Origin of the sequence: Erwinia sp. SLM-02, from assembly GCF_037450285.1 — a bacterium.
Lineage (GTDB): Bacteria > Pseudomonadota > Gammaproteobacteria > Enterobacterales > Enterobacteriaceae > Erwinia.
In genome coordinates this window covers 157,597-183,539 of sequence record NZ_JAQISN010000005.1, presented here as the reverse complement: position 1 = coordinate 183,539, position 25,943 = coordinate 157,597, and the positions used below count along the sequence as shown (strand labels likewise).

Genomic DNA, 25,943 nt, shown 5'->3' with positions numbered 1-25,943 from the left:
AAATTAAGTTTAGCCTAGGACAATGTTAATTCACTGACGATGAGTTGTCTATCCGATATGAAATCGCACCCTGATTCTCCACCAATCCCTTCTGATACTGACCAGACGCAGCCGCGCCATGAGATGCACAATCGCTGGCCACAGGCCGAAAGCGTTGAGGATTTCCGTCATAATCTGGCCGCCGTGCAGGCCCGCATCAACAGCGCCTGCCTCCGCGCGGGGCGTGACCCCGCAGAGGTCCGACTGCTGCCGGTCAGTAAAACCATCGATGAAGCCCATATTCGCCTGGCCCATCGGGCCGGCTGCACGATGCTGGGTGAAAACAAAGTGCAGGAGGCGTGGAGCAAATCGCAGGCGATGGCCGACCTGACCGATCTGAAGTGGTCGGTGATTGGCCATCTGCAAACCAATAAGGCAAAGCGGGTAGCCCGGTTTGCCAGCGAGTTTCAGGCGCTGGACAGCCTGCACACCGCACAGGCGCTTGACCGCCACCTGCAGGCGGAAGGCCGTTCGCTGGATGTTTTTGTGCAGGTAAACACCTCAAATGAACAGAGTAAGTATGGCCTGAGTCCCCACGATGTGGCGGCGTTTATGCAGGATATTCAGGGGCTGGACACCCTGCGCATTCGCGGCCTGATGACCCTCGCTGAATTCAGTTCCGACGCCGACCGCGTGCGGGCCTGTTTCGTCAGGCTGCGAACGCTGCGGGATCGTCTTGGCGATGCGCGGGAGCTGGCGCTGTCGATGGGTATGTCCGGCGATTTTGAAATCGCTATTGAAGAAGGCGCTTCGGTCGTGCGGGTGGGACAGGCTATCTTCGGCGCACGTTCCCTGCCTGACGATCACTTCTGGCCCACGGAGAAATAATCTTATGATACCTGGCATCACCCCGGCCCGGCTGCAAAGACCCAGCCCGGATAAAAACGCGGATATTATCTCCATTCAGTCGCAGGTCATCTACGGCACCGTCGGCAACAGCATTGCCGCCCCCGCGCTGGAACACCACGGCTGGCGTGTTCTGGCGGTACCCACCTTTCTGCTCAGCAACACGCCGGATTATCCCAGCTGCTTCGGCGGCGAGATTTCACCAGAGTGGTTTAGCGGCTTCCTGCAGGGGCTGCACGATCGCGGGCAGGATACGCAGCTGCGCGCCATTCTGACCGGCTACCTCGGCAGTACCACCAAAGCCGCTGAAGTCAGCCGCTGGCTGCCGGAAACGGTGCAGAAAAATCCCCGGGCGTTGGTCATCATCGATCCGGTTATGGGGGACGATGACACCGGCTTTTACGTCGACCCGGCGCTGCTGGAGTGGTATCGCGACCGCCTGGCTCCGATGGCAACCGGACTGACGCCAAATCGCTACGAGCTGGCCTGCCTGAGTGGGAAAACGCTGAATAATGACGAGGATGTCATCGCCGCTGCCCGAACGCTGTTAAATCAGCGGACTCAGTGGGTGATTGTCACCAGTGCCGCGCGCGGAGAGGCGGGAAACACGCTGCGCGTCATCTGCGTGACGTCCGAGGCGGTGCACAGCATTGAGCATGAAGCCTACGATCGCGCGCCCAAAGGTACCGGCGATCTGTTTGCCGCTCAGCTGGCGGCTTTTCTGCTTAAGGGGTTACCGCTGTTTGAGGCGGCAGAACTCGCCTGCCAGATGACCCGCCGCAGCGTGCTGGATTCCCTGAACGACGGTTCGGGATTGCTGAACCCACGGCCGGATATTTCCGCCGAACGGAGCGAAAAAAACCCTGACTGAGCGAGATTTTGGCCGGATCCTGGGGTACTGGCGAACGCCCTTGCCATTACTAGCGGCTTTCCGCCGCGCCACCGGCAAGCACTCTGCCCGTCAGAAAATCCACCAGCGCACGTATTTTCGGCGAGGCGTGCTTGCTGGCGGGCCAGAGGATATGAAACACCCCCCTGCGCTTTTCAATATCGTCCAGCAGGGTCACCAGCTGCCCTTCCGCAATCAGGGGGTTAATGGCAAACTCCGGCAGAAAAGCAATGCCTAACCCCTTGAGGGCAAAGCACACGCGGGTTTCAATATTATTGCATACCATGGAAACGGGCAGGTTAAGCTCCATTTCACCGCCAAGCTCCCATTTTTCCAGCTTTCCGCTGTAGGGAAAACGGTAGTGCATACAGCGATGACGGAGCAGATCGCCGGGATGTTCGGGGGTGCCGTAGCGGGCCAGATAGGCGGGCGACGCCACGATTTTCATGGTGAAATTCCCCAGTTTCCTGGCCGACAGCCGTGAATCTGCCGGCTGGCCGGTGCGGATCACCGCATCAAACCCTTCCTCAATCACCTCCACCATTCTGTCGCTGAAATCCAGATCCAGCTCGATATCCGGGTAACGCGCCATAAAATCACCCAGAACCGGCAGCAGCAGCGGGCTGACCTGCGGCAGGCTGATGCGCAGCCGACCGGTGGGTTTTCCCGCCACCTGCGACAGCTCAAGCTGCGCGGCCTCCATTTCACCGATGATCCGCCGGCTCCGCTCCAGAAACAGCGCCCCTTCCGCCGTCAGCGTCATACTTCGGGTGCTGCGATGAAACAGCCGGACGCCGAGCTTCTCTTCCAGCCGGGCAATGCTTTTACTTACTGCGGAGGGAGAAAGCCCCAGCTGGCGGCCCGCCGTCACAAAACTGCGGCTTTCCGCCACCTGCACAAACACCGTCACGCCGCTGAAGCTGTCCATTTTCACCTGCCGATTAACGAAATTTATTCACGAGTTTCCTGAACTATACCCTGGTTTATCTTTAATTCACCGCTGATTAAGGTAGTCGGACATTCACTGATTGAAGGAATTCCAGATGAGCAGCAGCGTGAGTCCGCAGGTTACGGCGTCGCTTTCAGAGCGTGTGAGCACGGTTATTCAACAGGCTTTAGCGCAGCAACGGCTGGTTGGGGCCGTGGTGCTGATTGCCCGACGTGGCGATATTGTTTACCGCCAGGCCGCCGGGCTGGCCGACCGCGAAAACAATCGCGCCATGACCCCGGATACGATTTTCCGCCTGGCCTCGGTCAGTAAACCCATCGTCTCCGCCGCCGCGCTGGTGCTGGTGTCCCGCGGCCAGCTCGATCTGGACAGCCCAGTCAGCCGCTGGCTGCCGGCATTCACCCCAACACTGGCAGACGGAAGCCCGGCAACCGTCACCGCGCGCCAGCTGCTCAGCCACACCGCCGGTCTGGGCTATCGCTTTTTTGAAAGCGATGAACGCGGTCCGTACGCCACGGCAGGCGTTTCCGACGGCATGGATGACGCTGACATCACGCTGGAGGAGAATCTGCGGCGCATTGCCCGCGTGCCGTTACAGTACGCGCCGGGCAGCGGCTGGGCATACTCGCTGGCGACCGATGTGCTGGGCGCGCTGGTTGCCCGCATCCACGGAACCACGCTGAATGTGGCCGTGCGCGAGCTGATTACCGATCCGCTGGCGATGCACGATACCGCATTTTTGAGTACCGAACCGAAGCGGATGGCCCGCCCCTACGTCAGCGATCTTCCCCGACCGCATCTGCTGCAGGAAGGCGAAATCGTGCCGCCGTTCCCCGGTCTGGTCGGCATTCCCTACAGCCCGGCACGCATTTTCAAAGCCGGTGCATTCCCGTCGGCGGGCGCGGGAATGGCCGGAACGGCGGATGATTTTCTGAGTCTGCTGGAAGCGCTGCGTGATGGTGAAACCCTGCTGCCACGCACGCTGGTTGATGAAATGGCCCGCGACTGGACGCACGGTCTGGAACGGGAAGATGCCCCCGGTGTCGGCTTTGGCCTTGGCTTTTCGGTACTGCGTGACCCCTTACTGGCCGCGTCACCGGAGTCGCCGGTAACCTGGCGCTGGGGCGGCGCTTACGGTCATTCCTGGTTCGTCGATCCGCAGCAGGGTCTGAGCGTGATTGCTTTTACCAATACCATCGGGGAAGGCATGTCCGGCCAGTTCGTCAACGATCTGCGCGATGCGGTTTACGGTGTCTCAACCGCAGGCAGGGAGGCGGCATGAGCAGTGAAACCACCGCATTTATCGAGCGTGACCGGCTGCCGGTTTCCGCCCTGCTCGCGCTGGCGCTGGCCGGATTTATTACCATCCTGACCGAGGCGCTCCCCGCCGGGCTGCTGCCGCAGATAGGCAACAGCCTGTCGGTTTCCACCGCCAGCGCGGGCCAGCTGGTCACGCTGTATGCGCTGGGATCGCTGCTGGCGGCGATCCCACTGACGGTCGCCACCCAGAGCCTGCGGCGCAGGCCGCTGCTGCTGACCGCAATTTCCGGTTTTATTGTCGCCAATACGGTCACGGCGCTTTCCGGTGACTATCTGCTGACGCTGGCCGCCCGGTTTCTGGCCGGGGTTTCCGCTGGCTTACTCTGGGCGCTAATCGCCGGTTACGCCGCCAGAATGGTCCAGCCATCGCTGAAAGGGCGCGCGATTTCGCTGGCGATGGTCGGCACCCCGCTGGCGCTGTCGATCGGCATTCCGCTGGGCACGTTTATCAGTGAACTTATCGGCTGGCGCAGCTGCTTTATGGCGATCTCCGCACTCAGCCTGCTGCTGATGCTGTGGATCGTGCTCAGCGTGCCGGATTTTGCGGCCCAGCCCGCCGCGAAAAGGCTGCCGCTGTCCGGCGTGCTGCGTCTGCCCGGCGTGCGCTCGGTGCTGGCGGCCACGCTGATTTTTGTACTGGCGCACAATATTCTCTATACCTATATCGCCCCGTTTTTACAGGCGGTACAGATGGCGGACCGCATCAGCACGGTGCTGCTGGTGTTCGGCATCGCCTCCCTGCTGGGGATCTGGCTGGTCGGGATGACCATCGATCGCTGGCTGCGGGCCGGCGCCCTGCTGTCGGCGCTGCTGTTCGCCCTGGCGATGGTGCTGCTGCAGTGGGGAGGCGGTAGCCCGGTGGCGATCTGGTTCGCGGTGGTACTGTGGGGACTGGCATTTGGCGGTGCGCCTTCGCTATTTCAGACGGCGCTGGCAAAAGCCGCTGACGACTCGGCGGATGTGGCGCAGTCGATGCTGGTCACCGCGTGGAATATTGCGATTGCCGGAGGCGGCGCAGCAGGCGCGGCGATTTTATCCGGCTTCGGACCGGCACTGTTTGCCCCGACGCTGATCGTTCTGCTGGCCCTCACCTGGGGAGTTATCTGGCGGGCAAAACGCCACGGTTTCAGAGCAGAACGAGGGAATTAAGGCTCCATAAACAGCAGCGCGCGCTCGCTGAGATGCAGTTTTTCCCCCTGATAGCGGTGGGTCAGCGCATGATACGACGGGGCGGCAACGATGGTTTTAATGCTGTCGGACAGCGCGTTTAACGCCTGCTGCATCTGCGGCAGATAGTTATGCGTGTCGTACACGCGGTCGATGCCTTCCAGCGCGTGGTTCATGATCTTACGTGCCACATCGTTTGGCGTATCCAGCGCCGCCAGCCGGGATCGGGCGGTACGACGCAGGTCGCGGGTGGTAAACGGCTCCAGACCCAGCCCGCGATCGGCGCGGATCATCCTGCGCAGCGCCTGGGTGATGGCTCCCTTCGATAATGGGCGTGACACTGTCACCGGTGACGGCACCAGCCACGGGGATTCTTCCGGGCTGGCCCGCATCAGCGCCTCGATACAGGTCCGCATCATCGGGGTAATCGGCAGAATATGCTCGCGCTGCGACTTGTTACGATCCCCCTGCCGCCAGATGCCGGAGTCCAGATTAAACTCCTGCTTGCGCGCCTGCACCACTTCATCCGGCCGTCGCGCCGACAGCAGGCAGAGCCGGAGCGCCCAGCGGCACTGCTCGGAAAGCTCCCACTCGTCCAGCCCGTGCCAGAACACCCACACTTCCGCATCGCTCAGCGTCCGGGTTCCCGGCGGCGTACTCCTTCCGGCGATATCGCGCTTTTTCATTGCACTTAGCGGCGAATGCTCGATATATCCCTGAATTTCGGCCCAGCTGAGAAACTGCTTACAGAGGGAGAAAACGCGCCGCGCCTCCTCTTTTTTACCGTCGGCAATCAGGATATTAAACAGCCGGTTGAGCTGCAGGCGGGTGACGCCGCTCAGGGATCGATGGCCAATCACCGGCAGCACGTGCTTCAGCAATGACGAAACGGCGATCTCCGGCCGGCGGCGGGTTTGCAGCAGCGAAAGACGCACCCACAGTTTCATCACCTGCTGGACGCTGCCCTCATCTTCACCGGATTCCAGCTGGATCAGCGAGGCGTTTTGCACCTCGTTCAGCCAGATCAACACATGGCGGCCAACATGCGGCGAATGCAAAACCGGTGTTTTCTTGCTGTCAGCCATTCACGAATACCGCGATTTGTTTCAATGCTGATTCCTTTTTCGTTTACCACCGGTTTTCACGGTGTTTTTCCCGCGCCCTTCTGTCCAATGCCGGGGACACAGGGTAATGATTTCAAAGCATATTTTACCTCGTTGCACGCTGTGACTCCAGACTTAATAGGTCTGGAGTCACAAAAATTACGCAGAACGAAATCTGATGGGGATAACGGGTCAATCCTCAGGGGTTTTCGATCAGCATAACGGCGGTCGTATCGGCTTCCAGCGCCTCGAAAACATGCGGGCAGTCGGCAGAATAGCTGATGTAGTCACCCGCACCGAGTTCCACCCAATGCTCCGCAGGCCCGATGCGCGCGCGGCCGCTACAGAGGATCACATGTTCCAGCGTCCCGGGCTGATGCGGCTCCGACAGCCGCGGTTCGCCGGGCTGCACGCTGAGGCGATAAATATCGCGCTGCGCGCCAGGCGGGCATGCTGCCAGCAGCGTGGCGATGTAGTTCGCCTGACCGGAAACCAGCGGCGTTCCTTCTCCGGCGCGGATCACCTGCACCTGCTGGCGCGGCTGGGCGATCAGACGACTGACCGGAACGTCCAGCGCCATCGCCAGCGACCACAGCGTTTCCAGCCCCGGATTCCCGACGCCGCTTTCCAGCTGTGAAAGCGTGGACTTTGCAATCCCCGCCCGCTTTGCCAGTTCGGTGACGGTGATACCGAGTTTTTCTCTTTCCCGGCGCAGCGCCAGTGCCAGCAGAGAAATCGGAGAGGGGTTGGTACGGGTCGTCGCGTCAGACACAGGTGTGTTTCCTTTATCGGTCGTTTGTTCATCTTGACGAACGCAGCGGTCATGTTCATCATAGTGGTCACTCGTTCATTTTATCGTATTACGCCCGTTTGCACAGCAGCCGGCAGAAAAAAGGAAAAATAAATGACTTCGGCACGCGGCACACTTGAGATGACCCTGGCAATGGCGATAGCCGGAACGACCGGCTGGATGGTGATGATTTCCGGACAGGACGCGATCGCCGCGGTTTTCTGGCGCTGCCTGTTTGGCGCAGTGGCCATGCTGATCGTCTGCACATACGGCGGAGTATTTCGGCGCGGTGCAATGACCGCCCGCCAGTTTTTGCTGACCCTGGCCGGTGGCGTTGCGCTGGTGCTCAACTGGGTTCTGCTGTTCGCCGCCTATGCCGATGCATCCATCGGCATTGCGACCGTGGCCTATCACACCCAGCCGTTTATGCTGACCGCGCTGAGCGCCCTGCTTTTTGCGGAAAAAATTACCCTGAATAAAGCGGCCTGGCTGCTGCTGGCATTTGTCGGCCTGCTGTTGATCGTCGCCGGTGGTGAAGCCGGTGCGGGTGAAGGAGAACATTATCTGCGGGGGATCCTGCTGGCGCTGGGCGCGGCACTGAGTTACGCCGGAGTGGCAATTGCCGCCCGCTATCTGAAACCGGTTGCCCCGCAGCTGCTGGTGCTGATCCAGCTAACGCTTGGCGCACTGCTGCTGTTACCGCTATCCAGCCTGAACATTAGCGAATACCAATTGAATACGTGGCTGGTGCTGATCGCGCTGGGCGCGATCCATACCGGACTGATGTCGACATTACTCTACTCGGCCATCGGCAGACTGCCGGGCAGCCTGGTCGCGGCACTCTCATTTTTATATCCGGTCATCGCCGTCCTTGTCGACTGGGCGGTGTTCGGTCACCGCCTCAGCCTGTGGCAGTTCGCCGGCGGGCTGGCTATCCTGCTGGCTGCGGCGGCCAGCCATTTCAACTGGACGCCGGGCCGAAAATCACTGATGGCGGATCCGGCCGAAACCAAACCCCACGGCGGTGAGAGTCAACAGCACCGTTAACCCTGAAACGATAGCGGCCAGCGCCGTGGCCGGTGGATAGGTACGCATCGCCATCCCGGCCAGCGAAGGTAAAAATCCGCCGACCAGATAGCCTACGGTCTGCACCCAGCCCGACAGTCTGACCGCCGAGGCGGCGTCCGGGCTGAGGGCAACCGGGAGATGCAGCGCCAGCGGAAAACACAAACCGAGGGTGATCCCCATCAGCAACAGCGAAAGGATAACCGGCGCACCGGCGGCGTAAAGCGCCGCCGCGATGAGTGAGGCAGCGACGGCGGCCAGCAGGGTGTAATATTCCCGACCAGAAAGCAGCCGAACGATCGGTGAATAAAAAAGGCTGACCAGCGTTGAAAACACAATCAGCAGCGTGGTCAGCGAATCCGCTTGCGCTGCGCCGTAGCCTTCGAACCGCAGCCACGCGGGCAGCCAGGCAATCAGCGTATAATTGATGCCCGCCTGCAAAGCAAAAAACAGCGAAAGCCCGGCGGCAAGCCAGAACAGCGGCTTTTTCCTCGCGGCAACCTGCGGTTGCTCGCCGTGGGCAGGAAGTGAAAACAGACTCCAGCAGACCAGTGCCAGCAAAGTCGGTAATGCCCAGAAGGCCAGTCCGCCCCCCGGATGCCCGATGATATCCGCCAGCGGAGCCGTGCTCAGCGTCGCCGCACCGGCACCGGCCCCCATTGATGCGGCATAAACACTGACCGCCAGCCGCCCGCGATCGGCGCAGCGCAGTTTGATAAACCCCGAAATCATGGGACGGATCAGCGCATCGCCCACGCCAACCAGCACCGCCGTCATCAGCAGTAAGCCAAATCCGCTGTCGAACCAGCGCAGTAATTCACCGAGGCAGACCAGCATCAGTCCGCTCATCAGCGTTTTCTTTAAGCCTGCTTTTTTTTCCAGCAGAAACGCCAGCGGGGAAATAATGCCCATGCAGACGACCGGGATCGTGGTCAGTAAACCAATCCCTGCGGAACTCACGGTAGCAAACTGCCGCTGCAGGATATCGGCCAGCGGGGCAATAGAGGATATTCCCGGCCTTAAACAAAACCCGGCAAGGATCAGAAGGAACAACACAGGAAAAGTCAGAGAATTTTTCATTAACGTTAACCCGGGCACTGCATGTTGAGATGAAATGCAGAACAACACACAGCGCCGCTTTAGATAAAAGTGGAATCTGTGCGTTGATTGACGTTAACGCGTACGAATGTCTTAGTCAGTGAAAGTAGCATAACCGCGGCCTGCTGAAAAGCCCCGCTCACCGTCGCCGAAGCCGACTCCGGTTACAGGAACCCCTAAAAGTATGTTGTAACTACAGCATCGGCGGATAAAAGCCGGATCAATAAAGCTGCCCTCAGAATCTATTAGAAAAAGGGGCAATTAAGGTGCAGGTTCAAGAACAATACTGTTGCTGTGTTTATCGATAATAGCCGGACAGGATCCAGAATGTTTTTAATGATAAACCGGCGCAAAGCCTGGAAAAATCGCATGTCCAGAAATGGGCTTTATTAAAATGCACAAAAATGTGGAAGACGTCTGATTTCTTCCCACATCTCTGGTTGATAAATGATTTTTTTACAAAACTTGTAAAAAAAACGGGTGACAGGGTAACGCTAAAAGTTTAATAAACCGACCATCAATCCGAATCCGGTACAGGCGGAGTGCAGCCCTTCTACCCCGGAAGGATTATAAATTTCCGTCGGTTTATGCAGCATTGATTATGATATCGACGTGCAGGCGGGGTAAACTTTCATCAGGGAATGATGACTCGTCAAAGAAAGTGTTAAGATTTATCCCATATGTTGTAAATATAGTCCTTTTGCCAATCGTTACATTAGTGACTAAACTTGCACTGAAGAAACATTTAAAGAAACATTTTTTTTGATTGGGTGTTTTTTCGCGATTCATTTGTCTGTACACTTGTCTTCGAAACATTAGTTGACTAAATTTAAACCAACCCAAAGGTTACGGATTCCGTTATGAGTGAAACGCTGAAAGTATTAAATAACATTCGCACCCTTCGTGCCCAGGCTCGTGAAGTCTCTTTAGTTGAACTGGAAGAGATGCTGGAAAAACTTGAAGCGGTTGTGAACGAACGACGTGAATCAGAAGCCGCCATCGCTTCTGAGATTAAAGAGAAAGAAGAGAAGCTGGCTAAATACCGTCAGATGCTGCTGGAAGACGGGATTGATTTAAGCGAGCTGACCGCCGCTGATACCACCGCTGGCAAAACCCGCACCAAGCGTGCTCCTCGCCCGGCTAAGTATGAATATACTGATGAAAACGGCGAAACTAAATCCTGGACTGGCCAGGGCCGTACCCCGGCTGTGATCAAGCAGGCGCTGGATGCAGGTAAATCACTGGACGATTTCCTGATCAAGTGATTTCCCGATCGCGTCATGATAAAGGGCCACTCTAAAGAGTGGCCCTTTACTTTTCCCCCTCCACCCAGGTTGACGTTTTAATCCTCCCGCTATTTAAACATCAGGTCGAAACTTCTTCGCTTTTCCCACCCCGGCGCACTGACTTCGCCACTTTGCGCATCCTGTATAATCTCGATCACAGAAAAATCTGTATGCCCGGGTTGAAATTGATCTGTTCCGCAAAATAGGTTCAGATTCACCAGAGCCAATCCTGCGAAACACACATTCCCGGGAGCGAGGGTAAAATATTAGCGACTTTCTGAGATCCGAACCGGCATAAAGTGACGGTCCAAAAGACCTTATTCATTACCCGTGATCGGCACCTGTTCCATCGGTGCCGTACATAGGTCGGGTCCGTATCATTTTTATTCCACGACGTCATCCTGCTTTAAACGATCGAGCAGCCGCAGCAACCGGTCAATATTGTCTTCCTGCGTGCGCCACGAAGAAACGCTGATACGCAAAGCGGCCTGTCCCTGCCATTGCGTCGCGCCAAACCAGGTTTCTCCGGATGCCTGCACCGCATCGCGAATACGCCGCGTTTGTTGTTCATTGTCAGCACAAAACAGCACCTGATTCAGCACCACGCGATTTAAAACCCGATAGCCGGAGGAAGACAGCCCTTCCGCAACCCGCCTGGCCAGCCGACAGTGCCGCTCAACCATCTCCGCCACGCCCTTCCTCCCCAGCGTGCGCAGCGCGGCCCACACCGGAATTCCGCGCGGGCGACGGGAAAATTCCAGCGTCAGATTTTTCTGCGCGTCCTCCGCCGCGGCCGAATAGACCGCATCGCCGCGCAGGGTGGCGGAAAGAGCTGCGGCGTGACGACAGATCGCCATCGCGCAGTCATAGGGGGTGTTCAGCCATTTATGGGCGTCGGTTGTCCAGCTGTCGGCCTGCTCCACGCCGTCAGTCAGCGCGTTAAGCGATGATGCCCGTGCCCACAGGCCGAACGCGCCGTCCACGTGTACCCAGGCCCCCGCGGCCTGCGCCCGGGGTATCAGCTGAGCAAAGTTGTCAAACTCCCCGCCGTTTACCTCGCCCGCCTGCAAACACAGGATGGTACGATCGTCCAGCGCCGGCAGCCTGTCGACATCCACCTGCCCTTGATCATTCACCGGCGCGATTATCAGATGGCGAAGCCCGAATCCCAGCACGCGCAGGGCCTTAATCACCGTGATATGCGCCAGCGCCGACACCACCACGCGGATCTCCGGTGCACCAACCAGACCTTCCTGGTCAAAGTCCCAGCCCTGCCGCTTTAGCAGTTCGCGTCGGGCGGTCGCCAGGCAGCCCAGGGTACAGGCGGTGGCGCTGGTGCCAAATCCCACCGCGCTTTCGCGGGGCAGGTCGAGGATTTCCAGCAGCCAGCGCGCGGCCTGCCGTTCCAGCGTGGCGGAGACCGGCGAGTTATCCCAGCCGGATGCGCACTGGTCCCAGGCGATCATCAGCCGCTCGGCGGCGCTGGCCACCGGCAGGGAAGCGCCGATAACAAAACCAAAATAGTCGGCCCCGTTAGACGCCGCGGTGGCAGGCGACCCGACATCATCGAGCAGGGCCAGCGTCTGTTCTGCGGGATGCCCCTCGTCAGGTAAAGCCTCCTTAAACAGACTGAGATCGGCAATCGCCTTTGCATCGGGAAAGACCCGGCGTGCAGGCAGCGAACGCGTGTAGTGAAGCGCGCGTTGGTCCGCCGCCGCCAGCAGTGCAAGTTCATCCATTTTTCACCTCGTGTGATTGTGTCGATAAACCAAAAATCAGTGCCAGCAGGCTGGTTATCGCCCCGGCAAGACAAACGGCCGGCCAGCCGCCGTGAGCGAATGCCTGCGTTGAAACCAGCGCGCCCAGCCCGCTGCCCGCAGAGTAAAACAGCATATAGGCGGCGATCAGCTGCGAACCGTCACCGTTTCTGCCGCCCAGCAGCAGGCTCTGGCTGGTCACGTGCAGCGCCTGTCCGCCGGCATCCAGCAGAAAAATACCGATAATCAACAGCGGCAGCGAATGCTCACCCAGCCACAGCGGCAGCCAGCTCAGCAACAGTATCAGCAGTGCAAATCGGGTATTACTGCGGGCCAGCCCGCGATCGACTCGCCTGCCCGCCCGGCTGGCGATCAGCGCACTCGCCGCGCCCACCAGCCCCAGCGCGCCGGTCTGTCCGTGGCTCAGATTCCAGGGCGGCGGGGTTAACAGCAGCACCAGTGCACTCCAGAAAATCGCAAAGCTGGCAAACATCAGCAACGCCAGCACGCCGCGTATCTGCAGCTGCCGGTGCCGGTGCAGCAACCGCCACAGGGAAACGAGCGGTGCGGGTCCGCCGTCCGTTTTCTGTGAAGCGAGGTCGGGCAATCGTCCCCAGAGTACGGCCGCCAGCAGCGTCATCATCAGCGCAGAGGAGAGATACACGCTGCGCCAGCCGGCGACATCGCTCACCGTACCGGCAAACACCCGTGCCAGCAGCAGCCCCACCACCACACCGGCAGAAACGGCACCGACCGTCTGCCCGCGCGTTTCCTCCGGCGCTGCTGCCGCCGCATAGGCGATCATGCCCTGGGTCATCGCGGTTCCGGTCAGACCGGTCAGCAGCATCGCCAGCATCAGCATCGTGGCAGAGGGGGCCACCGCCACCAGTAGCAGTGAAGCGATCAGCGCCAGCAGCTGAGCGCGCATCAGCCGACGGCGGTTCAGCCTGTCGCCCAGTGGTACCACGAACAGCAGCGCCAGCAGGCAGCCCAGCTGCGTGGCAAAGATCACCGTTCCCAGCGAGGCGGAACGCAGCCCGTAGGTGGTGCCGAGGGTATCCAGCAGCGGCTGGGCATAATAAACGTTGGCGACGCTGAAGCCGGTCCCGGCGGTAAACAGGGCAACCTGCCAGCCGGGTAAACGGCGCGGCGATTCATGACATGGCAAAACGTTGCTCACTTCTCCCTCCATATTAGTTTCAAATTAAAACCAATTGCAGCCTGCGCGAAGCAGTTTTAAAATGCAACCAAATAGTTTTCAGGAGATGAAACGATGACGGAGAATACTCCCTCCAGCCGGTCGCCCTGCCCGGTGGCGCGCAGCGTGGACCTGATCGGCGATCGCTGGATGCTGATGATCCTGCGCGATGCCTTTGACGGCAGCCGGCGCTTCAGCGAGTTTCAGCGCGGTCTGGGCGTGGCGCGCAATATACTGGCCTCCCGCCTGAAGCGGCTGGTGGAAGCCGATCTGCTCAGGGTACAGCCCGCTTCGGACGGGACGGCATGGCAGGAATATGTGCTGACCGATCGCGGCCTGGCCACCTTCCCGCTGATCGTTGCGCTGCGGCAGTTTGGCGAAAATCAGCTGTTCAGCACAGGAGAAGCCCACTCCGAGCTGCTCGAAACCGCCAGCGGGCTGACGCTTTCCCCTCTGCGGATCCTTAACCAGCGGGGGGAAGAAATCACCCCGGAGATGACCCGGGTGCAGAAGCTCGACTGAGCCTTATGCAAAAAACGCAAATAGCTAGATGAATTCCTTGGTTCACCAAACCCCTTGTCAGGATTGATATTTATCGTCAGCAGATAAAACAAACTGACAATAAAGGAATTCTTCATGCGCACAACTTTCCGCCTCAGCGCCCTCGCCGGCGCCCTGGCGTTATTTTCCGGGGTGATTGCCGCACAGGCCGCCGATAAAGCCGTTCAGGGCGGCACGCTGATTTACCTTGAGCAGCAGGCACATACCAACCTTTATCCGCCTGCCGGTGGCTTTTATCCTAACGGCGGCATTCTGAATCAGATCACCGATAAGCTGACCTGGCAGAACCCGAAAACGCTGGAAGTCGAGCCGTGGATCGCGGAAAGCTGGAGCAGCAACGCCGATAAAACCGAGTACACCTTTAAAATCCGCCCGGGGGTGACGTTCTCCGACGGCACGCCGCTGGATGCCAGTGCGGTAGCGAAAAACTTCGATACCTACGGCCTGGGCAACAAAGCCCAGCGCCTGCCGGTGTCGGAAGTGATCAACAATTATGACCACAGTGAAGTCATCGACCCGCTGACGGTGAAGTTCTTCTTCAAAAAGCCGTCCCCGGGCTTCCTGCAGGGTACCGCGACGATCGGTTCCGGCCTGGTCTCCCTCAGCACGCTGGCACGCAATTTTGAGGCGCTGGGCGATGCCCGCCACATTATTGGCTCAGGTCCGTTTGTGGTCAGCGATGAGAAGCTGGGCCGCGAAGTGGATCTGAAAGTGCGCGCGGACTACCAGTGGGGACCGAAGAACGGTACACAGCAGGGCCGCGCTAACCTGGACGCGATCAAGATTATCGTTACCCCGGAAGACAGCGTGCGCATCGGTGCGCTGCTGGCGGGCCAGGCGGGCGCTATTCGCCAGGTGCAGGCTTACGATGAAAAGCAGGCCGAACAGCAGAACTTCCCGATTTACGCGGCACCAACCCGGGGCATCAACGACAGTCTGAGCTTCCGCCCGGATAACGCGCTGGTCGCCGATGTGAAGGTGCGTAAAGCCCTGCTGCACGCCACCAACAGCCAGCAGATTGTCGATACCCTGTTCTCGCCTAACTATCCGGTGGCGAAGTCCGTGCTGGCCAGCTCGGCGGCGGGCTTTGTTGACCTCAGCAAGGAGCTGAAGTTTGACCCGGCGCTGGCCAACACCCTGCTGGACGAGGCGGGCTGGAAAGCGGGCAGCGACGGCATCCGTCAGAAGGACGGCCAGAAGCTGGCGCTGACGGTGTATGAATCCCTGCCGCAGCCGCAGAATAAAGAGGTTCTGCAGCTGGTGGCGCAGCAGTGGAAACAGGTGGGCGTCTCGCTGGCGGTGAAGGCGGGTGACGCGGGCAGTAAAACCGTCGATAACCTCGATCCGCAGAAAACCCCGCTTTCCGTCACCGAAGTGGGTCGCGCCGATCCGGACGTGGTGAAAAGCCAGTTCTATCCCACCAACCGCGACGGCCTGCTGCAAAAAGGCGGCTCCAGCAGCCTGGTGAAAACCTTCCGCGACGACAAACTCAACGGCATTCTTGAAGGTATCGCGGCCGAAACCGATGCGCAAAAACGCCTGGCGCTGACCGGTGATGCCCAGCGTTATCTGGTCGAGCAGGCCTACAATATTCCTATCTTCGAAGAGCCGCAGGTGTTTGCCAGCGCGCCGTGGCTGAAGGGTCTGACCTTCGAAGCCGTGGGCCGCCCGAGCTTCTACGGCGTCTGGCTCGAAAAACACTGAGGATCACCAAGATGACGGGATATTTCACTCAGCGACTGGGGCAGGCTCTGCTGGTGCTGTGGGTGGCGTTTACCGTCTCCTTTGTACTGCTGCAGGTGCTGCCCGGCGATGCGATTCTGATTAAATTTCAGAACCCTGACTTAGGACTGAGCCCGGCGCAGATCGAAGAGATGCGCCAGTCTTACGGGGCCACCACGCCGCTGTGGCAGCAGTATCTGCATTCACTTGGCAATATGCTGCGCGGAGACTTTGGCTTCTCCGTGCAGGCCGGGGTCCCGGTCAGCGAGCTGCTGGCCGAAAACTTCCCGGCCACGCTGCGCCTGGCGCTGCCGGGCTTTGTGCTGGCCACGCTGCTGGCGGTGGTGATTGCCTTCAGCTCCAGCCTCACCGGGCTGCGCTGGCTGCGTAACGCGCTGCAGTCGCTGCCTTCCCTGTTTATCTCGATCCCCACCTTCTGGCTGGGGATTGCGCTGATTCAGGTCTTCTCCTTCCAGCTGCGCTGGATACCGGTGATCAACCCCGGCGAGTGGGTCGGTCTGATCCTGCCGGTGATCACTCTGGCGGTGCCGATCTCAGCGCCGCTGGCGCAGATCCTGATCCGCAGCATTGACCAGGTGCAGACCCAGCCGTTCGTTGCCGTCGCCCGCGCCAAGGGGGCCAGCCAGCGGCGGGTGCTGTGGCATCACGTGGCGCGAAATGCGCTGCTGCCGGTGCTGACCATCGCCGGTCTGCTGCTGGGTGAGCTGATTGCCGGGGCGCTGATCACCGAAACGGTGTTCGGCCTCAGCGGGCTGGGCCAGTTGACCCAGCAGGCGGTGAACAATCAGGACGTGGCGGTACTGCAGGCGATCGTGATGATTTCCGCTACCGGCTTCGTGCTGATCAATTTACTGGTCGACGTTTTCTCTCCGTTACTCGACCCGCGTCTTAAGCATTATCAGAGGGCGGCATCATGAGCCTCGCCGATTTGAACAGCACACACAAAACGCGCGGCCTGCACTGGCGCAACATCCTGCCACGGCAGTTCCGTCCGGGGCTGGTGCTGGCCTGGCTGACGATCGCCATTGCCATTCTCTGGGCGCTGTTTCCCGGCTGGTTTACCGACTGGAGCGCCACCGAAGGCGTAGCGGGGGCGCAGCGCCTGGCACCGCAGGCCGGGCACTGGCTCGGCACCGACCAGCTGGGGCGCGATCTGTATGCGCGCATCGTCTGGGGCGCATCCCACTCGCTGAGCGGCGCGCTGGTTGCCGTGGCGCTCGGCCTGACGGTGGGTACGCTACTCGGCGTGATCGCGGGGGCACTGGGCGGGCGCAGCGAAAGCGTGGTGATGCGGCTGGTGGACGTGCTGCTGGCGATTCCCGGCCTGCTGCTCTCCCTGAGCATTATTATCCTGCTCGGCTTCGGCACCGTTAACGCCGCGATTGCGGTGGGGATCACCTCCATCGCCAACTTCGCCCGCCTCGCCCGCTCTGAGGTGGTTCGCGTGCGCCACTCCGAATACGTTGAGGCGGCTTACGGCAGCGGCGGCACCTTCTTCGCGGTGCTGTGGCGGCACATTTTACCCAACTCGCTGACGCCGGTGCTGGCGTTTTCCGCGCTGCAGTTCGGCAGCGCCATTCTGGCGATTTCCACGCTCAGCTTCCTCGGCTACGGTACCCCGCCGCCGACCCCGGAGTGGGGGCTGCTGATCGCCGAGGGGCGTAACTACATTTCTACCGCCTGGTGGCTGACCACCTTCCCGGGCATTGTCGTGGTGCTGGTGGTACTGGCCGCCAACCGCATCAGCCATCATTATTCAGGGGGCCGCCGATGAGCGAAACAACCCAGCCGGTGCTCAGGGTGAGCAATCTGAGCATCGCCTACCGCAGCGGCGGTGAGCAAAAACGCGTGATCCACAACGTGTCATTCAGCGTGGAGCGGGGCGAGGTGGTGGCGCTGGTCGGCGAGTCCGGCTCCGGTAAAACCACTACCGCGCAGTCGATTATCGGCCTGCTGGCGGATAACGCCGTGCGGGAGGCGGGGCAAATCTGGCTGAACGGCGTGGAGATCACCCACTGGTCGCAGAAGCGGCTGGACGGCATTCGCGGCGCCGCCATCAGCCTGATCCCGCAGGATCCAGGCAGCTCGCTGAACCCGGTAAAAACCATTGGCGCACAGGTGGAAGAGATCCTGCTGCTGCACGAACCGTTATCCCGCCAGCAGCGCCGCGAGCGCGTGGTGGCGCTGCTGAAGCGCGTCGGGCTGTCGCATCCCGAACAGCGCGCGCAGCAGTATCCGCACCAGCTTTCCGGCGGCATGAAGCAGCGGGTGCTGATTGCCATCGCCATTGCACTGAAACCGGCGCTGATTATCGCCGATGAACCCACCAGCGCGCTGGATGTCACCGTACAGAAACGCATTCTCGACCTGATTGACGAATTACGGCGTGAATCAGGTACTGCGGTGCTGTTCGTCACCCACGACCTGGCCGTGGCGGCAGCGCGTTCCGATCGCATTCTGGTCTTCCGCCACGGCGAGATCCGCGAGCAGGGCAGCGCGGAAGCGATTGTCCATTCGCCGCAGGATGCCTATACCCGCCAGCTGTTCGCCGATGCGCCCGCGCTGACCGGCGGCAGTTTCGCCCCGACTCAGCAGCAGCAGTTTTCCCAGCCGGCGGTAGAAATCATCGGCCTGAACAAATATTTCTCCCTCGGCAAGGGCGAAGGTTTCCAGGCGTTGAAAAATGTGTCGTTCAGCGTCCGGCGCGGCACCACCCATGCCCTGGTCGGCGAGTCCGGGTCGGGCAAAACCACCCTCGCCCGCATTCTGCTTGGCTTCCAGCAGGCGGACAGCGGCCGGGTGGTGATTGACGGCATTGATGCCTCCTCGCTGCGCGGGGAAGCCCTGCGCCAGCTGCGCCGTAAGATCCAGCTGGTGTATCAGAACCCGTTTGCCTCACTCGACCCGTCACAGACCCTGTACCGGGTGATTGAGGAACCGCTGCTGAACTACGAACCGCTCAGCCAGCAGGAACGCCGCCAGCGTGTAGAAGAAGCGGCGACCCGCGTGGCGCTGCCGCTGGCCCTGCTGGACCGCAAACCGCATGAGCTTTCCGGCGGCCAGCGCCAGCGCGTGGCGATTGCCCGTGCGCTGATCCTGCGCCCGCAGATCCTGGTGCTGGATGAAGCCACCTCGGCGCTGGATGTCACCATTCAGGCGCAGATCCTCAGCCTCCTGCTGCAGCTGCAGCAGGAGCTGGGCCTGAGCTACCTGTTTATTTCACACGACCTCGCCACGGTCCGGCAGCTGGCGCACAGCGTTTCCGTGCTGCGCGCCGGGCAGCAGATTGACTATGGCGATACCGCCGGGGTGTTTAACCGCCCCGCCAGCGACTACACCCGCGAACTGATTGCCGCCATACCCGTTTTGACTCGCGTAAAGGACACCGCATGACCGCTAAACGTCTTGGATTTTTCACCCGCCTGCTGGACAAAACCAGCGCGCAGGAACGCTATCACCTGGCCACGCTGCAGATTCAGCACGCCGAACGCTGGGGATTCGATACCGCCTGGGTCGCCCAGCACCACTTCCATGAACACGAGGGCGGCCTGCCCTCCCCGCTGCTGTTCCTCGCCAGCGTGGCGGCGCAGACCTCGCGTATTCGTCTGGGCACGGCGATTATCACTCTGCCGATGGAGAACGCGCTGCGGGTGGCGGAAGATGCTGCCGTGCTCGATCTGCTGAGCCACCACCGCCTTGAGCTGGGGCTGGGGTCCGGCGGCACGCCCACCTCTTTCCTGCCGTTCGATCTGACCTTCGAGCAGCGCGCCGAGGCGTTCTCGGCCAATCTGGACACGCTGCTGCAGGCCTGGGGCAACGCGCCGCTGGCCCATGAGGATAACCGACTGTATCCGGCCGCGCCGCAGCTGGCCGGGCGTCTCTGGCAGGCCACGTTCTCGGTTGCCGGGGCCGCACGGGCCGGGACCGCAGGTCACGGGCTGATGCTGTCGCGCACCCAGCCGCGCCCGGCGGGCCAGCCGTCGCTGCCGCTGGATGCGATTCAGAACCCGCTGATCGATGCCTATCTGGAGGCGCTGCCGCCCGGGATTGAACCGCGCATTCTGGCTTCACGCACGGCGTTTGTCAGCCGCGACGGTCATGAAGCCCGCCGCCTGGCCCTGCCGGGGCTCACCGCACAGGCGGAGCAGCATCGCGCCGCCGGGCACGTCGTGCCGGGCGATACCCTGGATGACTATCTTGCCGCCTTTGATGCTCACCTCGGCACGCCGGAGCAGGTTATCGCCTCGCTGCGTCAGGACACTACCCTGCCGCGCGTGACCGATATTTCGTTCCAGGTGCACTCTATCGATCCCCCGCATCAGCATATTTTGACCTCTATCGAGCTGCTGGCCACCGACGTCGCTCCGGCGCTGGGCTGGCGACCGGCCGTTACCGTACAGAACCTCAAGGAAACCGTATGACTCAGTCTCAGGATTTACTGCATAAACTGGCCGACATTGCGGCAGACAGCCCGCTGGCAGAAGCCCGCCTGACCCGCGAAGCGGCCACCACGCATACCCAGGGCAGCTATGACGTGCTGTTCAGCGGCAATGATTCAGGCGACTTCCCGCTCTCCCTGCGCGTGGCGCTGGCAGAGCAGATTGCCCGCTGGCACGGCGAAGAATCGCTGGCGGCGCACTATGCCGGACGGATCACCACGGCCCCGCAGGAGGATCGACTGGCCTCCGCGCTGGCACACGCCGAGCTGCTGACCTTTAAACCGGCGAGCGCCGAACCGTCACATCTGCAGGCGCTGGAGCAGGCGGGATGGAGTAAAGAAGCCATCGTGACCCTCTCTCAGCTGGTGGCGTTTATCAGCTTCCAGAGCCGTCTGCTGCGCGGCTATCGCCTGCTGAACGGCGAGAACGGTTCGGCGGCCAGCGCACAGCCGGTGACCGCGGCCGCCTGGCGCACCGAACCGCAGACCCTGAGCGGGAAAAATGCGCCACCGGCGTTTACCCGCGAGGAACTGGGCTGGGAGCCGTGGCTGGCGGCCAAACCGCTGGCCGAGTTCAACGCGCTGGAAAAAGCCACGCTGGCCAAATTCGGCCACACCGATTCTGATTACTTCCGCCTGCTGGCCCGCAATCTGCCGCTGCTGGAGCAGCGCACGCTGGCCGATAAAGGGATCTTCTTCACCTCCGGCGGGCTGCCTCGCAAGGAGCGTGAGCTGGCCGCCACCGTCGCCAGTAAGGTTAACGGCTGTATCTTCTGCGCCTCGGTTCACGCCCGCAAGGCCGCGCAGCTGTCAAAACAGCCGGAAGACGTTCAGCGCCTGATAGATACGGCCCCCGGTAAACCGCTGGCGGTGGATCAGTCCCCGCGCTGGCTGGCGCTGATCGACCTGGCCGCTTCACTTTCCGCCACACCGCCAACCGCCAGCGTTCAGCAGCTGACGGTGCTGCGCGAACAGGGGCTGGGCGAGCTGGAGCTGGTGGACCTTATACAGTCAACGGCGTTCTTCGCCTGGGCCAACCGCCTGATGCTGACCCTCGGCGAGCCGTACACCGAAACCGTCTGAATTGACGGGGGAGCGCATGCTCCCCTTTTCACAGGAGCGATAAATGTCACACCCGCAACCCGCACTGGATCACGTGGTGATCAACGTCGGCCCGCAGCTGGATGAGGCGGCGGCGCTGTTTCAGCGTCTTGGTTTCCAGCTGACTGAACGAGGTCACCATTCGCTCGGTTCAAGCAATCACCTGGCGATTTTCAACAATAACTACCTTGAACTGCTCGGTTATGAGCCTGAACGCGGCAATCTGCGCCGCGATCTTTGGCAGTCGCCGATCGGCCTTTCGGGGCTGGTGTGGAAAACCAGCGATGCCGATGCGGTGTACCAGCACCTTCAGCAGCAGCAGCTGGCCGATACGCCACCGGGGTCGTTTTTCCGCCCGGTCACCCTGCCGGACGGCAGTGAAACGGAAGCCCGCTTTCGTACCGTCAGGCTGCACGCCGATCGCGTGCCGAACGGCCGCAGCTTCTTTTGTCAGCATCTGACGCCAGACGCGGTCTGGCAGGAAGACTGGCAGGCGCATCCGAACGGCGTTACGCAGATCCGCGAATTCGTTATCGCCGCAGAGCATCCCGGGCAGGCCGCCGAGGTTTATCTGCAGCTGTTCCCTGCCGTGACGCTGCAGGAGACGGAAAGCGGTGAGCGGATCATCGATGCGGGTGTTGCGCGGATACGCTTTGTGCCGACGGAGGCGGCGAAAGCCGAGTTCGGCACGCTGTCGGACGACTACAACGGCACGGCCAGAATGGTGGCGCTGAGCCTGCACAGCACCTCGCTGGAACAGGTAAAAAACAGCCTGTCTCAGAGCGGGATCCCCTTCCACGAGGATCGGCGTGGCGTCCGGGTTGATGCCCGGCACGCTTTCCAGCTGGCCCTGCGCTTTACGCAGTAAGCCACCGCGTAAAAGCTCAGTGCAGCATAATACGTCGCGCTGACCGGGCAGGTCAGAATAGCCTGAGCCTGTTATAAAAAAGCGGGCATCTGCCCGCTGTTAAATTTCGACCATGAGTAAAACGCGGTGCTTAGCCGAAATACTCAATAATCGACAGCCCGCCGTTATAGTCGGTGCTGTAGATAATCCCTGCGGCATCCACAAACACATCACAGGACTGGATCACCTGCGGGCGCCCCGGACGGGTATCCATCATTTTCGCCGGCGCGGCGGGCACCAGCGCACCGGTTTCCACCGGCTGATACGGATTGCTGATGTCGTAGGCGCGCACGCCCGCATTCTGCCAGGTGGCAAAGATCAGCGATGAGCTGACAAAGCTGCCCGGGCGGTTTTCATGCAGGTTATGCGGACCAAAGTGCGCCCCTTTCGCCACGTAGTCGATTTCACCCGGCTGCGGGAAGGTCGAAATGCTGATCGGATTGGACGGTTCGCGAATATCAAACAGCCAGATATGCTTCTCCCCGTCTTCCTGGTTATCCAGCACCGCTTCGTCCAGCACCACCAGCAGATCGCGATCCGGCAGCGGCAGCGCGGTATGCGTTCCGCCACCGAACGGCGGGCTCCAGTTGCGGTGGCTGATTAGCGTCGGCTGACTGCGGTCGCTGACGTCCAGCAGCGTCAGGCCGCCGTCACGCCAGCTGCCGTAGGCGGTATCGCCGCTGATAATCGCATGATGCAGCGCATAGCGTTTACCTTCCGGCCAGTCCGGCTGCTCGCCCTCTGCGGCGTTCATGCCCGGCAGCCACCAGCGGCCTGCCACTTCCGGCTTCTGCGGATTGGCGAGGTCGATGGTCAGGAAAATATAGTCGGTAAACCCGTCCAGCAGTGCGGAAACATAGGCCCAGCGGCCGCCCACGTACCAGATGCGGTGAATGCCGATGCCGTTCAGCGGCAGGAAGCTGATTTCGCGCGGACGATCGGGGATCGAGATATCAAAAATGCGCAGTCCGGCGCTCCAGCCCCGGTCCTGCACATCGCTGACCGTTTCGCCCACCGAGCGGGTGTAATAGACCTTCTCATCGGCAAAACGCACGTCGGCAAACAGGTCGCGGGCGTTGATTACCAGCAGCAGATCGTCATGCGCCTGCAGATGCACGTTCCACGTTCCCGGCGGCGCGGCAATATAACCTGCCGGCCGCGGATTTTTCGCATCACGGACATCAATAATCGAAAAGCCGGAGGACACCATATGGCCGACGTAGGCATAGCCACGATGAACCATCACCTGCACACCGTCCGGCCGGCCGCCCTGGTCGCTGTGACCAATCAGGCGCATGTTCCGGCTGAATTCCGGGGTCGGTAAACTGTCTGACACGGTATCGTCCTTACTTTTTGTATTTCGCTTCCAGGGTGGCAAACCACGGCGCGACGAAGTCTTCGGTCTGGCCCCAGCCCGGGATGATTTTGCTCAGGCCCGCCACGTTAACCGGACCCGGCTGGGCTGCCAGCAGCGCCTGCGGAATGGTGGTGGCTTTGAATTCGTAGCTGTCCGGCGTGGCTTCACCCGCCAGCTTCAGCGCGACCAGGCGCACGTTGGTGGCACCGATCAGTTTCGGATCGACCGCCGCGGTGACTTTCCATGGGCTGCCGGCTTCACGCATCAGCTGCAGATCCTGGTTGGAGACGTCAATGCTGTAGAGTTTGATTTCGGTACGGCCATTTTCTTTCAGCGCTTTCAGCGCGCCCTGGCTGAAGGCATCCCAGGTTCCCCAGATCGCATCCACTTTCCCTTTCGGGTATTTGGCCAGCAGCGCGCCCACCTTATTGGCGGTATCGCCCTGCACGTCAGAAGAAACGGCACCGACGGATTCCAGCTCGTGGATGCCCGGGTTTTCCTGCAGCAGCTGCTTGTAGGCGGCCTGGCGACGTTCCATCGGTGGGAAACCGGCGACCCACAGCTTGATGATGTTGGCTTTGCCGTTGTGATCCTGAATCAGCTGGCCGAAGGAGAGTTTGGTCAGGGAGGCATCGTCCTGCTGGGTAACGGTGGCGCCCGGGATGGTGCCGTCAACGGAGGTATCAAACACCGACACCGCAATGCCGCTGTCGACGATCTTTTTAATCAGCGGCGCGGCATACGGCGCGCGGCCCTGCGACAGAATGATCCCGTCATATTTCTGGCTGATCGCCTGGTTAACGAAATCCTGGAATTTGGCATCGTCACCGTTGGTTAAAAAGGTGCTGACCTTAAAGCCCAGCGCTTTACCCTGCTGGATGGCACCCTGCACAAACTGGGTGGTGTTATCGTCGGAACCCAGGTTACGGATCACGGCGATGCGCACCGGACCGTCGTGGCTGGCAATTTTCTCCGGTACCGGAGTCGGCGTGGCGGCATGGACGGGCAGAGCGCTGGCAACGAACAGAGCCAGTACGGAAAAAATTGGTTTCATCAGAGATCCCTGTGTAAAAAAGTAAACTAAAGAATAAACGGCACGATAAGTCACTTTTTCATGCCTGTAACTGACTGACAAAGAAGTAAAAGGAATAAGTAACTACAAAAAAAGTATTAGCCTGTGGTAAAGGCTCTACAGCAGGATAGGAGCAAAGAAACGCTAAGGAATATCATGGACATTACCGCAATTCAGGTCGTTCCCGGCCCCGCTAACTACTATTCTCATCCCGGCGCGCTGGCGCGTCTGACCGACTTCTACAGTGAAGCGCAGCTTTCTCAGGCCGTCTGGCTGTACGGCGAGCGCGCCATCGACGCCGCGCGCCCTTTCCTGCCCGCTGCATTCTCGCAGAACGGTGCGCGCCATCTGCAGTACGGCGGCCACTGTACCGACCCGGATCTGGCCGAACTGGCGCAGGTCGCCGGTGACGACCGCCAGGTGGTGATTGGCGTGGGCGGCGGTGCGCTGCTGGATACCGCCAAGGCGCTGGCCCGCCGCCTGAACCTGCCGTTCGTTGCCATCCCAACCATCGCCGCCACCTGCGCCGCCTGGACCCCGCTTTCGGTCTGGTACAACGCCGCCGGCCAGGCCTCGCACTATGAAATTTTCAACGATGCGAATCACCTGGTGCTGGTGGAGCCGGAGATCCTGCTGCAGGCACCGGTTGAATACCTGCTGGCCGGGATCGGCGATACGCTGGCGAAATGGTATGAAGCCGTGGTGCTGGCACCCGAGCCGAGCAAACTGCCGCTGACCGTGCGTCTGGGGATTGATACCGCCGCCACCCTGCGCGACGTGCTGCTGGGCCAGAGTGAGGCCGCGCTGGCTGACCAGCAGAGGGGGGAGCTGAGCCAGGACTTCATGGACGTGATTGACGCCATTATTGCCGGTGGCGGCATGGTGGGCGGGCTGGGCGAGCGCTATACGCGTATTGCCGCGGCGCATGCGGTGCATAACGGCCTGACGATTCTGCCGCAGACGGCGCAGTATCTGCACGGCACCAAGGTGGCCTATGGCATTCTCGTGCAGTGCGCGCTGCTGGCCGATGAGGCCGCCACTCGCCAGTTGATTGCGGCCTATCAGCGCTTCAATCTGCCGACCACCCTGGCCGCGCTGGGCGTGGACGTCAACGACCCGGCACAGATCGATCCGGTAATCGCACACACCCTGCGGCCTAAGGAATCCATCCATGCATTGCCGATCCCCGTTACGCCGGAAAGCCTGCGCGAAGCGTTCCTTTACGTTGAGGCATTAGGCCGCTAAAACTGACATCCG

The 25,943-nt window shown here is 60.7% G+C and carries 23 protein-coding genes; 15 read left to right on the top strand and 8 right to left on the bottom strand.

What is annotated here, in order from left to right; all coding sequences use genetic code 11:
- Nucleotides 1–57 precede the first annotated feature (57 nt).
- Together PGH32_RS21995 and pdxY are read left to right on the top strand one after the other, a co-directional pair.
- Complete coding sequence (locus tag PGH32_RS21995) at nt 58–867, top strand: YggS family pyridoxal phosphate-dependent enzyme (protein WP_337895136.1); 810 nt, start codon at nt 58–60, stop codon at nt 865–867.
- Nucleotides 868–871: 4 nt separating this feature from the next.
- Nucleotides 872–1,756, top strand: coding sequence for a pyridoxal kinase (gene pdxY / locus PGH32_RS21990; protein WP_337895135.1), 885 nt, complete (start codon nt 872–874; stop codon nt 1,754–1,756).
- Between the two features lie 49 nt (nt 1,757–1,805).
- Here the strand turns inward: pdxY and PGH32_RS21985 are convergent, their stop codons facing one another.
- Nucleotides 1,806–2,702, bottom strand: a complete 897-nt coding sequence (locus PGH32_RS21985) for a LysR family transcriptional regulator (protein ID WP_337895134.1) — start codon at nt 2,700–2,702, stop codon at nt 1,806–1,808.
- 115 nt (nt 2,703–2,817) lie between these two features.
- Between PGH32_RS21985 and PGH32_RS21980 the strand changes: the two genes are divergently transcribed.
- Entirely contained in the window at nt 2,818–4,005 is a 1,188-nt protein-coding gene (locus PGH32_RS21980; protein WP_337895133.1) for a serine hydrolase domain-containing protein, read from the top strand.
- Complete coding sequence (locus PGH32_RS21975; RefSeq protein WP_314418934.1) at nt 4,002–5,192, top strand: MFS transporter; 1,191 nt, start codon at nt 4,002–4,004, stop codon at nt 5,190–5,192. The genes PGH32_RS21980 and PGH32_RS21975 overlap by 4 nt, the downstream gene beginning before the upstream one ends.
- On the opposite strand, the gene PGH32_RS21970 is transcribed toward PGH32_RS21975, so the two are convergent.
- Nucleotides 5,189–6,295 (bottom strand): tyrosine-type recombinase/integrase, encoded by a 1,107-nt coding sequence (locus tag PGH32_RS21970; protein ID WP_337895132.1) that lies wholly within the window; start codon nt 6,293–6,295, stop codon nt 5,189–5,191. The genes PGH32_RS21975 and PGH32_RS21970 overlap by 4 nt on opposite strands.
- 217 nt (nt 6,296–6,512) lie before the next feature.
- Entirely contained in the window at nt 6,513–7,085 is a 573-nt protein-coding gene (locus PGH32_RS21965; protein ID WP_314418931.1) for a helix-turn-helix domain-containing protein, read from the bottom strand.
- A gap of 132 nt (nt 7,086–7,217) precedes the next feature.
- Between PGH32_RS21965 and PGH32_RS21960 the strand changes: the two genes are divergently transcribed.
- A complete protein-coding gene (locus tag PGH32_RS21960) occupies nt 7,218–8,150 on the top strand; it encodes a DMT family transporter (RefSeq protein ID WP_314418930.1) in 933 nt (310 codons plus the stop codon).
- Here the strand turns inward: PGH32_RS21960 and PGH32_RS21955 are convergent.
- Nucleotides 8,088–9,248 (bottom strand): MFS transporter, encoded by a 1,161-nt coding sequence (locus PGH32_RS21955; RefSeq protein ID WP_337895131.1) that lies wholly within the window; start codon nt 9,246–9,248, stop codon nt 8,088–8,090. The genes PGH32_RS21960 and PGH32_RS21955 overlap by 63 nt on opposite strands.
- 878 nt (nt 9,249–10,126) lie before the next feature.
- On the opposite strand from PGH32_RS21955, the gene PGH32_RS21950 reads away from it, so the two are divergent.
- Complete coding sequence (locus tag PGH32_RS21950) at nt 10,127–10,531, top strand: H-NS family histone-like protein (protein WP_205067114.1); 405 nt, start codon at nt 10,127–10,129, stop codon at nt 10,529–10,531.
- Nucleotides 10,532–10,935: 404 nt separating this feature from the next.
- Here the strand turns inward: PGH32_RS21950 and PGH32_RS21945 are convergent, their stop codons facing one another.
- Nucleotides 10,936–12,291, bottom strand: coding sequence for a pyridoxal phosphate-dependent decarboxylase family protein (locus PGH32_RS21945; protein WP_337895130.1), 1,356 nt, complete (start codon nt 12,289–12,291; stop codon nt 10,936–10,938).
- On the bottom strand, nt 12,284–13,501 hold the full coding sequence (locus tag PGH32_RS21940) for an MFS transporter (protein WP_443112820.1): 1,218 nt from the start codon (nt 13,499–13,501) through the stop codon (nt 12,284–12,286). Before PGH32_RS21940 ends, PGH32_RS21945 begins: the two co-directional genes overlap by 8 nt.
- A gap of 81 nt (nt 13,502–13,582) precedes the next feature.
- On the opposite strand from PGH32_RS21940, the gene PGH32_RS21935 reads away from it, so the two are divergent.
- The 8 genes from PGH32_RS21935 (at nt 13,583) to PGH32_RS21900 (ending at nt 22,218) form a co-directional block, all read left to right on the top strand.
- On the top strand, nt 13,583–14,029 hold the full coding sequence (locus tag PGH32_RS21935) for a winged helix-turn-helix transcriptional regulator (RefSeq protein ID WP_337895128.1): 447 nt from the start codon (nt 13,583–13,585) through the stop codon (nt 14,027–14,029).
- Nucleotides 14,030–14,143: 114 nt separating this feature from the next.
- Nucleotides 14,144–15,772 (top strand): TIGR04028 family ABC transporter substrate-binding protein, encoded by a 1,629-nt coding sequence (locus PGH32_RS21930; protein WP_337895127.1) that lies wholly within the window; start codon nt 14,144–14,146, stop codon nt 15,770–15,772.
- Nucleotides 15,773–15,783: 11 nt separating this feature from the next.
- Complete coding sequence (locus PGH32_RS21925; protein WP_123333743.1) at nt 15,784–16,728, top strand: ABC transporter permease; 945 nt, start codon at nt 15,784–15,786, stop codon at nt 16,726–16,728.
- Entirely contained in the window at nt 16,725–17,585 is an 861-nt protein-coding gene (locus tag PGH32_RS21920; RefSeq protein ID WP_314418916.1) for an ABC transporter permease, read from the top strand. Before PGH32_RS21925 ends, PGH32_RS21920 begins: the two co-directional genes overlap by 4 nt.
- The gene (locus tag PGH32_RS21915; protein ID WP_337895126.1) at nt 17,582–19,204 is read left to right on the top strand and encodes an ABC transporter ATP-binding protein; all 1,623 of its coding nucleotides are present in this window, start codon (nt 17,582–17,584) and stop codon (nt 19,202–19,204) included. Before PGH32_RS21920 ends, PGH32_RS21915 begins: the two co-directional genes overlap by 4 nt.
- A complete protein-coding gene (locus PGH32_RS21910; protein ID WP_337895125.1) occupies nt 19,201–20,232 on the top strand; it encodes a putative FMN-dependent luciferase-like monooxygenase in 1,032 nt (343 codons plus the stop codon). Before PGH32_RS21915 ends, PGH32_RS21910 begins: the two co-directional genes overlap by 4 nt.
- Nucleotides 20,229–21,332 carry an alkylhydroperoxidase domain protein gene (locus PGH32_RS21905; RefSeq protein WP_337895124.1) on the top strand — a complete coding sequence of 368 codons (1,104 nt, stop codon included), beginning with the start codon at nt 20,229–20,231 and terminating at the stop codon, nt 21,330–21,332. Before PGH32_RS21910 ends, PGH32_RS21905 begins: the two co-directional genes overlap by 4 nt.
- Before the next feature lie 43 nt (nt 21,333–21,375).
- A complete protein-coding gene (locus PGH32_RS21900) occupies nt 21,376–22,218 on the top strand; it encodes a VOC family protein (protein WP_337895123.1) in 843 nt (280 codons plus the stop codon).
- Nucleotides 22,219–22,348: 130 nt separating this feature from the next.
- Here the strand turns inward: PGH32_RS21900 and PGH32_RS21895 are convergent, their stop codons facing one another.
- Together PGH32_RS21895 and PGH32_RS21890 are read right to left on the bottom strand one after the other, a co-directional pair.
- Entirely contained in the window at nt 22,349–23,554 is a 1,206-nt protein-coding gene (locus tag PGH32_RS21895; protein ID WP_443112824.1) for an LVIVD repeat-containing protein, read from the bottom strand.
- A gap of 49 nt (nt 23,555–23,603) precedes the next feature.
- On the bottom strand, nt 23,604–24,668 hold the full coding sequence (locus tag PGH32_RS21890) for a sugar ABC transporter substrate-binding protein (RefSeq protein WP_314418905.1): 1,065 nt from the start codon (nt 24,666–24,668) through the stop codon (nt 23,604–23,606).
- 174 nt (nt 24,669–24,842) lie between these two features.
- Here PGH32_RS21890 and PGH32_RS21885 point away from each other — a divergent pair, with 174 nt between their 5' ends.
- Nucleotides 24,843–25,931, top strand: a complete 1,089-nt coding sequence (locus tag PGH32_RS21885; protein ID WP_337895122.1) for an oxidoreductase — start codon at nt 24,843–24,845, stop codon at nt 25,929–25,931.
- The last annotated feature ends 12 nt before the right edge of the window (nt 25,932–25,943 follow it).